We start from the raw sequence: 13,872 nt of genomic DNA, 5'->3' as shown, positions 1-13,872 counted from the left end.
CTTGCTGAGCAGACTCAACCGAGCTGAAAAAATTCATAGCAGCCGCGGCCATGCTGTTTGGCAAGATACATGGCCTGATCGGCGTGACTGAGTAAGCAATCCGGCGTACCCACATCCAGCGGACATAAAGTAATACCGCTACTGACGCCAATCTTGGCGGTTTGCCCGCCGATATAGTAGGGCTGGGAAATCGCCTGATGAACACGCAACAAAGCCTGCTCACACTGCGGCTTGGATTCCAGACCTCCCATCAATAAGGCAAATTCGTCGCCGCCTAATCGGCACACCGTATCATCCTCGCGCAGATTAGCCTTTATCCGCTCAGCCACCTCGATCAGCAATGTATCACCAGCTTCGTGACCGAACTGGTCGTTGACCTGTTTGAAACCGTCCAGATCCATATACACGACGCCCAATAACGTACTATCGCGTTTACAGCGCGCCAAGGCCTGACAAAATCTGTCGTTGAACAAGATACGATTGGGCAATTGCGTCAATGGATCGTGATGTGCCAAGCGCTCCAGTTCCTGCTGCTGGAGTTTGGCTTGAGTAATGTCGGAAAACAAACCGACATAATTCAGAATTTCGCCGGTGCGGTTGCGCATCGCCGAGATCGTCAGCAATTCGACATATAACTCGCCGCTCTTCTTGCGATTCCATATCTCGCCTTGCCAACAGCCCTCGGTTTGCAGGGTTTGCCACAAGTTTTTATAAAACTGCGAATCATGTTTTCCCGATTGCAGAATACTATGATTGCGGCCGATCACTTCCTCGCGGGTATAACCGGTTATTGCGCAAAATGTCGGATTAGCATCGATAATGTTACCGGCCGCATCGGTGATGGTGATGCCTTCATGCGCATCGCTAAACACCCTGGCCGCCAATTGCAGCTTATCTTCGGCGCGTTTGCGCTCGGTAATATTGGTCAAAATACAATGAATAACCGCCGGACGGGTTTTATCGCCTTGCAAGCGGCCGTCGAGAATCACGGTCAGCATGTGCCCCAATTTTGTCAGCAACGACAATTCGCATTCCAACAAACCATAATGATTGAGCATTTGCAGTTTTAATTGAAAATCCTGAACCGATTCCGGCGCGACAAATTCAAACAATTTTCGGCCTATAAGTTCATCAACGTCGTAGTCCAGCAGCGCGCACAATTGCGGATTAACATCCAACAAATTACCTTGCCTATCCAGTGCCAGATAAGCCACCGGCGAGTTTTCGAACAAGCTGCGGAACCTACTTTCGCTTTGCTGTAAGGACTCGGTCAATTGCAGGGCAATCGCCGCGTTTCGGCGCGCATTGATATAGGCCCAGGTAATAAAAAACAGCAAAAAGCTGATCAGCACCAACGCCAATACTTCAACCCAGGGCGGCTCGAATTTGGCGGTCTTGCTGAAGGCTGGCATGGCCGTGTAACGCAACGTCCAAAAATGCCCGCCCAAATCCAGACGCTGGCTGCGTGTCTTGGCATCATCCTGGGTTTTAAACGCTGCCGGCATCAAGCCGGTCTGGCTATCGTAAAGCAGGCCATCGGCTCTCAGATCGTCCTGATCAAAAATTTCCAGGCGCAAGGCCAATAAATCCTGTCCCAGGATGGCTTTCAGCAAGTCATTCATGCGGTAAGGAATATATACCCAGCCCAGTAGAGCGGAACGGCGCTGCTCTAAGGTTTGCGGGATGCTGCCGTTGCGATACACCGGGAAGTACGCCAACATTCCGGCTTGTAAATCGGCCTTGGTTTCCTGGATTAGAACCACCTTACCAGTGTAGGCCAACTCGCCGTTATCCCGCGCGCGCTCCATCGCTTTGCGCCGAATCGGTTCTGAGTACATATCGTAACCGAACGCGCGGAGATTGCGGCCGCTGAACGGTTCCAAATAGATGATGCTGGAATACTCGGTGCGCGGCTCTAACGGATTAACTACATAGTCAGGAAAACCCTGGGGGCGAATATCGGCAATATGCTGTTCGAGCTGCCCGGCGGGAATCCGAACCGTATAGCCCACGCCTTGCACCCCGGGATGGCTGCGATCCAACTCCAGCATTTCGACAAAAGCGCGCCAGTCCTCTCGGGTAACCTCGTCGCTGGCGGCGAATAAGCCGGCGGCGCTGCGTAGCGTTTGGCCATGCAAAGCCATGCGCTTGCTGATGTCGCTGGTAAGGCGTTGGGTTTCGAAATCGAAATATTCCTGTAACCGCTGCTGATAACGCCAATTCAGATCTTGCCAAGCCACAAACAAGGCAGACAGCGAAATCAGCAAAATCAGCAGAGCCGGATAGTAATGCCGGTAGCGCGCCAATAACTTTTGTGGAGCAGGGCCAGTAGTCATGCTTTCCCCTGTTGATATCGGAATATTCCGTTTCAGACCGTCGACCAAATTTACGCCTAAATCTGCGCTTAAAAGTATAGCGTGGTCGTTGCGATTAGTATCCGGCGGAATTCGGCATCAAACCATCGGTACTCACTGCTTGAAGATAATCCCCTGGGCGCTTCGGAATAGTTAAATCTGTGGCCGGCGCTGCTCTAACTTTCTAGCGGTTTGGGCAAAGCATTAGAGGCCGAGTGGGTGACGACCGGGAGAAGGCAATTGTTTAAACAGGTTGGGTGCCAGTCCTGTGTGGGCAGTTGGGCTCCCGCTGGAGCGGGAGTGCCCGATATTTTAAGAACCTGCTTAATACGCCAGCAAGTTCACCAAAATCTGTTGGTAAATCCGACTCAAAACTTCCAACTCATCCAGACCGATATGTTCGTTAACTTTGTGAATACTGGCGTTCAACGGCCCCAGCTCAATCACTTGCGCACCGGTCGGCGCGATAAAACGGCCGTCAGAGGTGCCGCCGCCGGTATCGTCCAAAGTCTGGAAGCGGCAGACGCTTTCAATCGCCGCATGCGTGGCGTCGATTAATTCGCCTTGCGAAGTCAGAAACGGATTACCCGACAATCGCCATTGCAGATCGTATTTAAAACCGTGTTTGTCCAAAATCGCTTGGGTGCGGCTCTTGATGGTGGCTTCATCCAACTCAGTGCAAAAACGCAAATTAAACTGCACTTCCACCTGGCCGGGAATGATGTTTTCCGCACCGGTGCCGCCGTTGATATTCGACACCTGCAAGCGGGTTGGCGGGAAGAATTGATTGCCGTGATCCCACACTTCCTCGGTCAACTCTTTTAAAGCCGGCGCAAACGTATGAATCGGATTTTCCGCCAATTCCGGATAAGCCACGTGGCCTTGAATACCCAGCACTGTCAGCTTGGCGCATAAGGAGCCGCGCCGCCCGACCCGAATCACATCGCCGATTTTTTTATCGCTCGAGGGTTCACCGACCAGACACCAGTCGATCTTTTCGCCGCGTTGTTCCAGCACTTCGACCACTTTGACCACACCGTGAGTGGCTATGCCCTCCTCGTCGCTGGTCATCATGATGGCTATCGAGCCTTTGTGCTCGGGATATTCAGCCACAAAACGCTCGACGGCCGTGACGAATGCAGCAATGCCGCCTTTCATATCCGCCGCACCACGGCCATAAAGCTTGCCGTCGCGGATGGTCGGTTCGAACGGTGGCGAATCCCAAGCCGCTAACGGCCCGGTCGGCACCACGTCGGTATGCCCTAAGAATACAAACAGCGGCGCCTGTTGCCCTTTTCGCAGCCAGAGGTTTTGGGTGTCGGCAAAATTCAGGCGTTCGTCAGTAAAGCCAAGCTTGGTCAAACGTTGCGCCAGCAAATCCTGACAACCGGCATCGGTGGGGGTCACTGATTCGCGACGAATCAGCGCTTCTAACAAAGAAAGGGTTTCGCTCATTATTCGGTAGGGTACTGATCGGGGTTGAAGCCGACGATCAGTTGCTGTCCATTATCGAGAATCGGGCGCTTGATCAAGGTCGGCACAGCCAGCATGAGTTGCACGGCTTTGTCGGGGGTTAAATCGGATTTTTGGGCGTCGTCCAGTTGGCGCCAGCTAGTACTGCGCTGGTTAAGCACGGCATCCACGCCCAGCGCATCGACAAAACTTTGCAGCAAAGCCGCATCCAGCCCATCGATCCGATAATCGTGGAAGCGGTAGGCAATCTGCCGCGCTTCCAGCCAGGTTCGCGCCTTTTTGACGCTATCGCAGTTTTTGATACCGTAAACTACGATCATGCAGTATTAGCCTTCTTCGCCGGCCAGCAGTTCTTCGATGCTGGGCAGTGAGTCGTCGGCTTTGGCACGGGCTTTGTAGACATCGACAAATTCCATGAAGGCTTGCTCCAAATCGTCCAGTACTTCTTCCTCGTCGGTCACCTCGTCTTCCGGGATCTCGCCGGATTCCAGATAATCTTTTTGGATAGCGATCTCGCCGTTCAGGGACAACAAGGCGAGGATTAGGGCATTATTGGAAATATTTTCTGGCATGGTGTGCTCGCAGGTTAGGATTGAAGAGAAAAACGGAGCCGGCAAAGCGGCATTAAAATCAGGTGCGCGGCTGCAGCGTATCGAAAGGGTTCGCATTCATGCTGTTTGGCCTCCTTGGCACTAGTGGCAACATTGTAACGCATAGCCGCTCATCCTTGCCATGCGTTAACGCACCCTCAGCTACCACAACGTTCCCGTCCTGAATTCGACTGCTTGGCATCGCAGTAGTTTGATTCGCGAACGCTAGCTTACCAGCTCGATATACAAATGCATTAGTCGGCCTCGAAAATCCCTCATGCCGACTCAACACTCACAGCGAGAGACGCCAGCCGGACACGCAAAATGTCTAAAGCCGTTTCAACTGTATCCGCGTTCTTAATGCCGGCAGCCAACTTCTGCTGGAAAAATGCAAGCAAGGCAAATTATGCGGCGTAATAGTCACTTGCCAATGTTCATCTCGAAAAAACGTCAGTTTTAAATTGGCTTCGTCCAGCACCAACACCTCGTTCAACAAAAATGAGCCGTAGGGCACGCCAAACGATCGCACCGCCAACACCTTAAGTTGGCTATCCAGCAAGATTATCTCCGTGGCTTCTTCAAAGGGACAATCCCAATCGCAGATTAATAGGTATTCGTGGGCCGGCGTTTGAAATTGATGTAAAAGCCGGTAGCCCGGCACATAACAAGAACTCGGCAGACCCTTGATCAACAACTGCGTCTGCAACGGCCAGTGTTGATATTCTCCGGCATGATCTTTCAAAGAAAAAATATCGATTGTTTGCATCAGTTCGATTTGGAAAAACGCGTGTCCGGATTGATTTTCTCATAGTCGATAGCCCGGCAAATTGGCGTTAATCCATAGTCACTTGGGCGCATCGTTTAGCTGAAACTTCGGCACCACAAGCCGAAATCCCCCATTTTATTGGCCTCGTTGTTTACAATAGCCGCTAAAGCACTTTTTTAACCGAGAAAATCAGCTCAATTCAGTTCACTTGCGAAGCATGGAGCCGAACTCGTACCACCTCATACCGCAACACCATTAAAGTACAGGACATATTTCCCCAATGAAATTTACCGACACGGGCACCCTGATCAACTGGCAATTAGACGATATTCATATTATCCAACCCTTACACGACAAACCAGACGGCGGCTCGCGGGGCGGCGTGTATCTGTGCATACCCAACTTTGAAGAATTAACACCGCCCTTCGCACTTAAACACGGCGAATACCGGATAACACCTTGCGACAGCGATCTGCCGCATCAAAAAAACCTCACAGCGCCGGCTGATGTGAATTGGGGCTCTGTCGAGGTAATCACCGACTGGCAAGAGCTGACGGAAGCCAACAGCAAAACCCTGACCGTCAGCACCCGCATTCGCGCGGTGTCGGAAACCGCCCTGGTTCGCCCCGGCTTCCACCCTTATTTCTCGATTTCGCCTAACAGCTTTATCGACATTGAGGATACGCAGATCGAAGTTGCAACGCTCCCGCACGATAGCTTGAGGGTACACTACGCAAAATCGCCAACAGCACCGGTCAAATTAACTACAGCCGATTACACGGTCAGCATGACTTGCGACATCTCGCCGTTGACGGAAGGTCTAACATTGGCATTTGGGATTTGGAGCGATAAAAAAGCGGAGTATGTCTGCATTGAGCCGATTATCGGCGATCAACCAGGCCCGGACGGCCTGCCGACGCCGTTGACCTTACAACAGGATGAGGAGTTGGTGATGGTGTTTACGATTCGGGCGGATGGCAGAGTTTGAAAACATCTCCATGTGGGTTACTAAATAATAAACAACCCCTCAATGGAGAACGGCAGGTTTTTTGTTTGTATATCATATTGCGCGAAGCGTTCTCTGAAAGATCGAGAGTTATATCCTGAAGTTTTAGAAATACTCACGCTTATTCCGGATTTATTATTCGGCAGCAATCATACTGTCCTTAGACTTGATCCTATCGCTCAACAATTTGGCCTCTGTCAACAACAATAATTCTTGCCCATATTTTATTGTCGATAACATCCCTTGCATTAAGGAAAGCAAAGCTCCTATTGAGCATACCGCATAGCTAATTGGAGAAGAATCTCTTGCAGACAAGGCGTAAGTTAACATCAAAATTGCCAGTACAAATTCAAAAATGCTATCCAATCTTATTTTGTTGAGATTTATGCACGCCAGAACTAAATCATGATCCGAGTTTGCCAAACTATGAATCCGTTCATTACGGAGCTTTGCTAACTTTTCATTTCGCTCCGCCCATCGAGTAACTAAATAGGCATATTTCCGCTGCATAAAAGCTAAAGCCAGTGTAGAGAATAAGTTAATAACTATTCCTACAAAAACCACGCTAATCCACCACTCTGGTGTTTTCACTAAACTCAAAAAATTATCCATTTGTAATTAAGAAATGACTAACAAGCAATTTAGGTATAACAATATTATCGGTCGGGGTTTACAACCCCGACCAGCAATGTTTTAGAGTTGTTTGCAGTTTCACGAAAATGTCACCGAAGAGATGACAAATCTTCAGCTGACCTGGCGGAAATCGTCAATCAATCCCGCAACAACTCATTAATCCCGGTTTTGCTGCGAGTTTTCTCGTCCACCTGCTTAATGATCACCGCGCAATACAAGCTGTGGCTGCCGTCTTTGGAAGGCAGATTGCCGGATACAACTACCGAGCCGGCAGGGATACGTCCGTAGCTGACTTCGCCGGTCATGCGGTTGAAAATTTTGGTGCTTTGGCCAATGTAGACGCCCATTGATACCACACAGTTGTCTTCGACGATGACGCCTTCGACGATTTCGGAGCGGGCGCCGATGAAGCAGTTGTCGCCGATGATGGTAGGGTTGGCTTGCAGCGGCTCCAACACGCCGCCGATGCCGACGCCGCCGGATAAATGCACGTTTTTACCGATTTGCGCGCAAGAGCCGACCGTTACCCAGGTATCGACCATCGTGCCGCTGTCGACGTAAGCGCCGATGTTGACGTAAGACGGCATCAGGATCGCGCCGGGGGCAATGTAGGAACCGTAACGGGCTACCGCATTCGGCACCACGCGGACGCCGGCTTGAGCAAAATCGGCTTCGCTGTATTGACCGAATTTGGTCGGCACTTTGTCGTAGTAACGCACGTCGCCGCTTTCGATGACTTTGTTTTCGTTGATGCGAAACGACAGTAGCACGGCTTTTTTCAGCCATTGATTGGTGACCCAATCGCCGTCTTTTTTCTCGGCGACGCGAGCTTCGCCTTTGTCGAGCATATTCAAGACTTCGGCTACCGCGTTGCGGACTTCGGCGGAGACGGTGGACGGGCTGATGTCGGCGCGGTTTTCAAAGGCGTCGTTGATGATGGTTTCCAGGTTTGACATGGTATTTCTTAGGGTTAGTGATTAACGGGGATAGGATGTGCCGACGCAGGAGGCGCATCGTCTTCGCGACCGATGCGCTTCACGTTGTTCAGCACATCCTATGGGTTGTTTTCATTGAGAAATGCTTTAATCCGTTGCGCAGCTTCTACACACTCTTCAATAGGCGCGACCAAGGCAATCCGCACATGATTGGCGCCGGGATTGATGCCGCCGCTATCGCGCGACAAGTAGCTGCCGGGCAGTACCGTAATGTTTTGCTCGGCAAACAGCTTTTGCGCAAATTCTGTATCCGAGATCGGTGTCTTCAGCCAGATGTAAAAGCTGGCCTGCGGCCGGCTAACCTCGCAGACATCCTGCAAAATTTCGATAAACGCGCTGAACTTGTCGCGGTACAACTGGCGGTTGTGCTTGACGTGCTCCTCGTCGTTCCAAGCGGCGATGCTTGCGTACTGGGTCGGCACCGGCATCGGGCAGCCGTGGTAGGTGCGGTATTTAAAATACTGCTTCAACACCTCGGCGTCGCCGGCGACAAAGCCGGAACGCAAGCCCGGCGCATTGGAGCGCTTGGACAGGCTTTGGAAAATCACACAGCGTTTGAAATCGGTAATACCGGCCTGATAAGCGCTTTGCAACAAACCTTGCGGGGGATGGGCTTCGTCGTCATAGAGTTCGGTGTAACACTCGTCGGAGGCGACGACAAAATCGTACTTGTCGGCCAAAGCTAATAATTTCAGATGATCGGCTGGAGTCAGCACCGTGCCAGTCGGGTTGCCGGGCGAGCAGATAAAAATCAACTGGCAGCGTTGCCAAATCGCCTCCGGCACGCTGTCAAAGTCCGGCAAGTAGCCGTCGGTCTCAACCGTATTCAGATAATACGGCTCGGCGCCTGCCAGCAGAGCTGCACCTTCGTAGATCTGATAAAACGGATTGGGCATGATCACCACCGGCTTGTCGGCGGGATCGACCACGGCCTGCACCAAGGAAAACAAGGCCTCGCGAGTGCCGTTGACCGGCAACACCTGGGTTTCGGCGTCCACACCACCGGGCGGAATCCCAAAGCGGCGGCAAGTCCAGTCGGCAAAAGCCTGACGCAGTTCCGGCAAACCTTTGGTAGTGGGGTATTGGGTCAAGCCGTGCAAATGTTGCAGCAAGGCTTCCTGAATAAAGTGCGGGGTGGCGTGCTTGGGTTCGCCAATCGACAGCGCGATATGCGCTTTATCGGCTGGCGGCGTAATGCCTTGTTTCAGCGTGGCAAGCTTTTCAAACGGGTAAGGATGTAACTGGGATAAATGCGGGTTCATTATTTGCTGCAACGCGGTTGTCTGCCGGCACCCCAGGCTTGTTGCTGTAGCTGGACGGCTCTGCCCATATTTTGATTCAAATTATCGATGCGGCTGGCATGCGATGGATGAGTGGACATAAATTCGATAGGCTGACCGCCTTGCGCGGCTTTGTCCATTTTCAACCATAAATTGACGCTCTGCCGCGGGTCGAAGCCGGCCTTGGCCATTAAATCCAAGCCTATGGTATCGGCTTCGGTTTCGTGAATCCGGCTGTACGGCAGGATTACGCCATATTGCGCGCCCACGCCCAACAGGCCCAATGCAGTTTGACCCAACGCGGTTTGCGGCTGCGTCACCGCTTGTACCATGGCCAGACCGGTGCTGACCGCCGTTTCCTGCGACAAGCGCTCGTTGCTGTGTCTGGATAAGACATGGCCGATTTCATGACCGATTACCGCCGCCAGTTGGTCCTGGTTATCCACCAGATTGATAAGTCCGGTATGCACGCCGATTTTGTTGCCAGGTAGGGCAAAGGCGTTCAAGGATTCGTCTTCAAACACCACCACTTCCCATTGCCCGCCGGTTTGCTGGGTAATAGCGTACGCCACGCATTGGGCGAACTGGCTGTAGCGCTGATTGCCGCTGATCGGGTTTTTGCTCTTCATACTGCTAAAGGCTTGCAAACCCATCTGATCGACCTGATTGTCCGGCATATAAATAAACTGCGAGCGGCCGGTGGGGCTGGTGGCACAAGCGTTTAGCAACAAGGAAACAGCTGTGCAAAGAAAGAGTTTTTTCAACATGGCGACAACATCCGCAAGGAAAAGAAGCGGCATTCTAGCGTAACTTGTGGGCCGGGGTTAAAAGCTTTTTGGCCAATCAAGCCCCGTTCCGACTCCGGATTGAACCCAGGCTATGTGCAGAGCAGCCCCTGGAAACACCTCGATTGTTTTTGTCAGCCGCTGCCAAAGAAATAAAAATCGCCGGGATTACGCGTTTTCCAGCATTTGTAAAAGTTGCTGCAAGCAAAACAGCGTCGCCTGCTGCCGTATCGACTGCCGGTCGCCGCTGAATTGTTTCTTCAAGCAAGCACCGTTAGCGCCACGCTTTTGCCAGGCGATAAATACGGTTCCGACCGGCTTTAGCGGCGTGCCGCCATCAGGCCCGGCAATACCGGTGACGGCCAAAGCCAGATCGGCCAGGCTATTGGTCAAAGTGCCCGCCACCATTTCCAAAGCAGTCTCTTCGCTAACTGCCCCCACTCTCGCCAAAGTCTCCGGTTTGACACCCAGCATATCGATCTTGGCATCGTTGCTGTAGGTGACAAAACCACGATCAAACCATCCGGAACTACCCGGCACATCGGTAATTGCCTTGGCAATACCGCCGCCGGTACAGGATTCGGACAAGGCTAGACGTAGACTTAGGATGTTTAGGCGATTGCCGAGTGCTTCGGCGAGTAAATAGCTTGGATCGTGCATGACAGTCCGGTTGGCTGATACGGCATCAAGCCGAGAAGGGATTTTGTTGCAGCGGATAGGTCATCGCTGCAACAAACAGACAAACTTACTTGGGTAGTTTGGCGATTTCCGCGACTTTTTCGAAATCGGCGCCGACGCTGATGATAAAACTAGTCACTTGCTCGATGCTCATGTCCGACTTGATCACTTTCGATTCGTGGACAATCACCGCAAAACCTGAAGTAGGATTGGGCGAGGTGGGTACAAACAACACATAACGGTCGTCGGTCTTGTTGGTAACGTAGGCAGGTACCCAAATGCCGTCTTTCGGATATTCGATGTACACCACTTCACGCGGCTCTTGCAACTGATGCCCGGCGATCATGTTCACCAGCTTTTTGGTGACGCGGTAAATCGTGCTTAGTAGCGGAATCCGCTCGATCAAGTGTTCGAACATCGCAATGATGGAAAACCGGCCCAGGCTGACCCGATGTCCCACATAGGTAATGGTCGCGAAACTGGCGGCAAACAACAGAAACGTCACCAGATAATTGTCGGAGTAACCGTAAACGAATTGAAACAAATCTGTAAGCCGGTCTTTTACGAACAAGACGATTTGCACAATCACCATAATCGGGATAAATGCCAGAACGCCGATCAGGGTGTGATTAAGGATTTTCTTCATGATGCGCCTACCTGTATTAATTATAGTTGTTAGGAAACTAGGTTTTAGCAGAGTTAGCCCGGTTAAGGAAGTCTCGATGCACGTAGTCCTTCCCAAATGAACATTGATGGGCTCAAGGTAACATTTTATATAGGCCGCGCGTCGCAATAGCCATAAGCGGCAGCAGTACTCCAGTCACCCACAGCAGCGAGTTCAACGTCACTTGACTGGCGCTGGCGTCCCAAATAGTCAGCGAACTGTTTAACGATATATTGGACGGTGCCAAAAACGGAAACAGGGACACACCCATGGTCAAAATCACCATCACCACCGTCACCGCGCTGGCCAGCAGCGCCCAATATGCCCTATCCAGACGCGTCAGCACCAGGGCGGCTATCCCGCAAACAAAGGCCAAAGTAGGCAACGCCCATAAGGCCGGTTCGTGTTCGTAATTGTCCAACCACAAGCCGTCGCCGCGCTTCACGAATTTAGTCAAGGGATTGGAAACGCCACTAGGCATAATGTCGGTAGTGACATGATAGCCTTCCAGATGGGTAATCCAGCCGCCCGCCAGCGCAAACAACACCAAAAAAGCCAGGCCGCCGGACATCGCCAAGGCTTTACTGCGCTGATAAAGCGCGTCTTGGCTATGCGTTTGCAGGTAAATCGCGCCATGCATCGTCAATAATGCCACGCAGGTAGCACCGACCAGCGAGGCAAACGGACTGAACAGCCCGGAAAAACTGCCCAGAAAAGCAATGTGCATATCGCTAGCCAAATGAAACGGTACGCCTTTCAACAGATTACCGGCCATCACCCCCAACAGCGCCGCCGGCAGCAAGCCACTGATAAACAGAGCTTTATCCCATTTTTTTAGCCAGTCTTCGCGAGTCACACTCGCTCTGAAATACCAACCCAAAGGCCGCACGAACAGCGATAACACCGTCAACAACAGCAAAGGCTGAAAACTGGCAAACGTCGCCGCATACACTGTTGGCCAGCCGGCAAACAACACACCGATGGTTGCCAATAGCCAGACCTGATTGCCGGCGCTGGTTGGCGCCAATCTGGCAACCAGCTCGGCGCGCTGCGCTTCGGAGGCATTCAAAAACGGTAACAACATGCTGACGCCGATCTCGATACCGCTGCTCAGCACAAAACCCACGACAAACAAGCCCAACACGCCCCAACAGACCAAGCGCAGCATTTCATAATCAAGCAACATGACTTGGCTCCTGGTTAAACGGCAACACTTCTACACTGCCCTGCTCGATAAATTTTAAAGTTAACATCACAGCCAACGCCAGCAGCCCGGTATATGCCAAACCGTAAGACGCTAGGCTGACTGCTAGATCGGCGACAGTCAGCGTGGACACACCTTGCCAGGTGGGCAGCATATCGGCAACCAACCAGGGCTGCCGGCCGAACTCCGAGATAAACCAGCCGCTGGCACTCGCCAGCCAAGGCAACGGTAAGGCATAAAGACTGGTTTTAAATAACCAGACATGGCGCCAACCGAGAATGCTAGAGGCATTCGCCGCTAAAAACAGCAGTGCCAGCAATACACCTGCTGCAATCATCAATCTATATCCCCAATACAATGGCGCGGTAGCCGGCACGCTGGCGCGCACGGCTAATTCTATCTGCGCCGGGTTGGCGTCGGTCACGCTCTCCCGCCAGCGCTTCAGCAATAAGGCATGGCCCAAATCGACTTTGGCGGCGGCAAATGCCGCCAGCAATTCCGGCTCCTTTTTGTCGTCGCGCAATTCTTGCAGCAGAGCATAAGCTTTTACGCCATTGCTGATGCGCTGGCGATTTTGCTCCAGAGTCGCATCATTGGGCAGACCGTTAGTGGCCGCCAGCTTGTTATGCTGCATCGCACCCGCGCCATAAATGCTGACATCGCCTATCGCCATGGTGGCAATCACAGTCACCAAACCAAAAGCCGCGGCGATGCGATAAGAACGTTGCGCCAGTTCGATTTGGCGCTGCTTGAGTAAATAGTAAGCGCTGATAGCCAACATAAAGCCGGCGGTCACCACATAACTGGCCAGCAGACTATGCACAATTTTCGCCCAAGCCAGCGGATTGCCCAGTACCAGCGATAAATCGAGCAACTCCAGCCGCAGCGTTTGCGGATTTAATTCCGCACCCACCGGATTTTGCATCCAGCCGCTGGCAATCAGAAAGCCAAACAAACTCAAGTGGCAGCCGATAGCGATTAACCAAGTCACCACAAGATGCGACCACTTGCCCAAGCGCTGCCAGCCGAATGAAAACCAACCCAGCCCGTTGGCGGCTAAAAATAAACCGGCAAAACCCAGTAACAAGGGTATGGCAAACACGTCGCCGACATAATGCGAAAAATATGACCAGTTGGCCCCGAATTGACAGGCCATCGCCAGCGAAGCAGCCATATTCAAGCCAAAACCGATGGCAAACAGCTTGCCCCAATATTGCGTCAACCGCTGGTAAACGCCCTGCCCGCTTATAACAAACCAGGATTCCATGCCCGCCAACAATAGCGACAAACCCAGCGTCAACGGTACGCATAGAAAATATTGCACCGCATGCAGCGCAAACTGCGCCCGCGATAACTCAACAACCGTTTCGGAAATCATCCCCACTCCTCGGTCAAGCTCAAAATGCGGGCAATTATAGAGTTATCCGCTTGCTTGTCTGCGATT

Annotated in this window: 14 protein-coding genes; 1 reads left to right on the top strand and 13 read right to left on the bottom strand. The window is 52.1% G+C overall.

All coding sequences use genetic code 11. From position 1 onward, the window contains the following. Nucleotides 1-14: 14 nt before the first annotated feature. From G006_RS25905 to G006_RS25900, 5 genes are all read right to left on the bottom strand, one after another. Nucleotides 15-2,336, bottom strand: a complete 2,322-nt coding sequence (locus G006_RS25905; protein ID WP_020484627.1) for a sensor domain-containing diguanylate cyclase — start codon at nucleotides 2,334-2,336, stop codon at nucleotides 15-17. Between the two features lie 342 nt (nucleotides 2,337-2,678). Continuing rightward, nucleotides 2,679-3,809, bottom strand: a complete 1,131-nt coding sequence (gene dapE, locus G006_RS0118035) for a succinyl-diaminopimelate desuccinylase (RefSeq protein WP_020484626.1) — start codon at nucleotides 3,807-3,809, stop codon at nucleotides 2,679-2,681. After that, nucleotides 3,809-4,147 carry an ArsC family reductase gene (locus G006_RS0118030; protein WP_020484625.1) on the bottom strand — a complete coding sequence of 113 codons (339 nt, stop codon included), beginning with the start codon at nucleotides 4,145-4,147 and terminating at the stop codon, nucleotides 3,809-3,811. The genes dapE and G006_RS0118030 overlap by 1 nt, the downstream gene beginning before the upstream one ends. Nucleotides 4,148-4,153: 6 nt before the next feature. After that, nucleotides 4,154-4,399, bottom strand: coding sequence for a hypothetical protein (locus tag G006_RS0118025; protein ID WP_020484624.1), 246 nt, complete (start codon nucleotides 4,397-4,399; stop codon nucleotides 4,154-4,156). 346 nt (nucleotides 4,400-4,745) lie between these two features. After that, on the bottom strand, nucleotides 4,746-5,183 hold the full coding sequence (locus G006_RS25900) for a hypothetical protein (protein ID WP_020484623.1): 438 nt from the start codon (nucleotides 5,181-5,183) through the stop codon (nucleotides 4,746-4,748). A gap of 280 nt (nucleotides 5,184-5,463) precedes the next feature. Between G006_RS25900 and G006_RS0118015 the strand changes: the two genes are divergently transcribed. After that, complete coding sequence (locus G006_RS0118015; protein WP_020484622.1) at nucleotides 5,464-6,171, top strand: hypothetical protein; 708 nt, start codon at nucleotides 5,464-5,466, stop codon at nucleotides 6,169-6,171. Between the two features lie 153 nt (nucleotides 6,172-6,324). Here the strand turns inward: G006_RS0118015 and G006_RS0118010 are convergent, their stop codons facing one another. From G006_RS0118010 to G006_RS0117975, 8 genes are all read right to left on the bottom strand, one after another. Continuing rightward, nucleotides 6,325-6,789 carry a hypothetical protein gene (locus G006_RS0118010; RefSeq protein ID WP_020484621.1) on the bottom strand — a complete coding sequence of 155 codons (465 nt, stop codon included), beginning with the start codon at nucleotides 6,787-6,789 and terminating at the stop codon, nucleotides 6,325-6,327. Between the two features lie 170 nt (nucleotides 6,790-6,959). Beyond that, nucleotides 6,960-7,778 carry a 2,3,4,5-tetrahydropyridine-2,6-dicarboxylate N-succinyltransferase gene (gene dapD, locus G006_RS0118005; RefSeq protein WP_020484620.1) on the bottom strand — a complete coding sequence of 273 codons (819 nt, stop codon included), beginning with the start codon at nucleotides 7,776-7,778 and terminating at the stop codon, nucleotides 6,960-6,962. Nucleotides 7,779-7,876: 98 nt separating this feature from the next. Continuing rightward, nucleotides 7,877-9,079: a succinyldiaminopimelate transaminase gene (gene dapC / locus G006_RS0118000; RefSeq protein ID WP_020484619.1), complete on the bottom strand. Its 1,203-nt coding sequence runs from the start codon at nucleotides 9,077-9,079 to the stop codon at nucleotides 7,877-7,879. Beyond that, nucleotides 9,079-9,864: a M48 family metallopeptidase gene (locus tag G006_RS0117995; RefSeq protein WP_026147142.1), complete on the bottom strand. Its 786-nt coding sequence runs from the start codon at nucleotides 9,862-9,864 to the stop codon at nucleotides 9,079-9,081. The genes dapC and G006_RS0117995 overlap by 1 nt, the downstream gene beginning before the upstream one ends. A gap of 186 nt (nucleotides 9,865-10,050) precedes the next feature. Beyond that, nucleotides 10,051-10,542 (bottom strand): CinA family protein, encoded by a 492-nt coding sequence (locus tag G006_RS0117990; protein WP_020484617.1) that lies wholly within the window; start codon nucleotides 10,540-10,542, stop codon nucleotides 10,051-10,053. Nucleotides 10,543-10,627: 85 nt separating this feature from the next. Beyond that, complete coding sequence (locus G006_RS0117985; protein WP_020484616.1) at nucleotides 10,628-11,206, bottom strand: DUF502 domain-containing protein; 579 nt, start codon at nucleotides 11,204-11,206, stop codon at nucleotides 10,628-10,630. A 112-nt stretch (nucleotides 11,207-11,318) separates the two neighbouring features. Continuing rightward, a complete protein-coding gene (gene cydB, locus G006_RS25895; protein WP_020484615.1) occupies nucleotides 11,319-12,410 on the bottom strand; it encodes a cytochrome d ubiquinol oxidase subunit II in 1,092 nt (363 codons plus the stop codon). After that, nucleotides 12,400-13,806 carry a cytochrome ubiquinol oxidase subunit I gene (locus G006_RS0117975; protein WP_020484614.1) on the bottom strand — a complete coding sequence of 469 codons (1,407 nt, stop codon included), beginning with the start codon at nucleotides 13,804-13,806 and terminating at the stop codon, nucleotides 12,400-12,402. Before G006_RS0117975 ends, cydB begins: the two co-directional genes overlap by 11 nt. Nucleotides 13,807-13,872 lie beyond the last annotated feature (66 nt).

This window comes from Methylomonas sp. MK1, from assembly GCF_000365425.1.
GTDB lineage: Bacteria > Pseudomonadota > Gammaproteobacteria > Methylococcales > Methylomonadaceae > Methylomonas.
Note: the sequence above shows the minus strand (reverse complement) of the source record. Positions and strands in the feature narration are given on the sequence as shown.

Bases quoted from the DNA above. Each gene is read 5' to 3' on its own strand.
- dapD (WP_020484620.1), bottom strand. From the start codon at position 7,778: ATGTCAAACCTGGAAACCATCATCAACGACGCCTTTGAAAACCGCGCC.
- dapE (WP_020484626.1), bottom strand. From the start codon at position 3,809: ATGAGCGAAACCCTTTCTTTGTTAGAAGCGCTGATTCGTCGCGAATCA.
- G006_RS0117975 (WP_020484614.1), bottom strand. From the start codon at position 13,806: ATGATTTCCGAAACGGTTGTTGAGTTATCGCGGGCGCAGTTTGCGCTG.
- G006_RS0117995 (WP_026147142.1), bottom strand. From the start codon at position 9,864: ATGTTGAAAAAACTCTTTCTTTGCACAGCTGTTTCCTTGTTGCTAAAC.
- G006_RS0118030 (WP_020484625.1), bottom strand. From the start codon at position 4,147: ATGATCGTAGTTTACGGTATCAAAAACTGCGATAGCGTCAAAAAGGCG.
- G006_RS0118025 (WP_020484624.1), bottom strand. From the start codon at position 4,399: ATGCCAGAAAATATTTCCAATAATGCCCTAATCCTCGCCTTGTTGTCC.
- dapC (WP_020484619.1), bottom strand. From the start codon at position 9,079: ATGAACCCGCATTTATCCCAGTTACATCCTTACCCGTTTGAAAAGCTT.
- G006_RS25905 (WP_020484627.1), bottom strand. From the start codon at position 2,336: ATGACTACTGGCCCTGCTCCACAAAAGTTATTGGCGCGCTACCGGCAT.
- G006_RS0118015 (WP_020484622.1), top strand. From the start codon at position 5,464: ATGAAATTTACCGACACGGGCACCCTGATCAACTGGCAATTAGACGAT.
- G006_RS0117990 (WP_020484617.1), bottom strand. From the start codon at position 10,542: ATGCACGATCCAAGCTATTTACTCGCCGAAGCACTCGGCAATCGCCTA.
- G006_RS25900 (WP_020484623.1), bottom strand. From the start codon at position 5,183: ATGCAAACAATCGATATTTTTTCTTTGAAAGATCATGCCGGAGAATAT.
- G006_RS0117985 (WP_020484616.1), bottom strand. From the start codon at position 11,206: ATGAAGAAAATCCTTAATCACACCCTGATCGGCGTTCTGGCATTTATC.
- cydB (WP_020484615.1), bottom strand. From the start codon at position 12,410: ATGTTGCTTGATTATGAAATGCTGCGCTTGGTCTGTTGGGGCGTGTTG.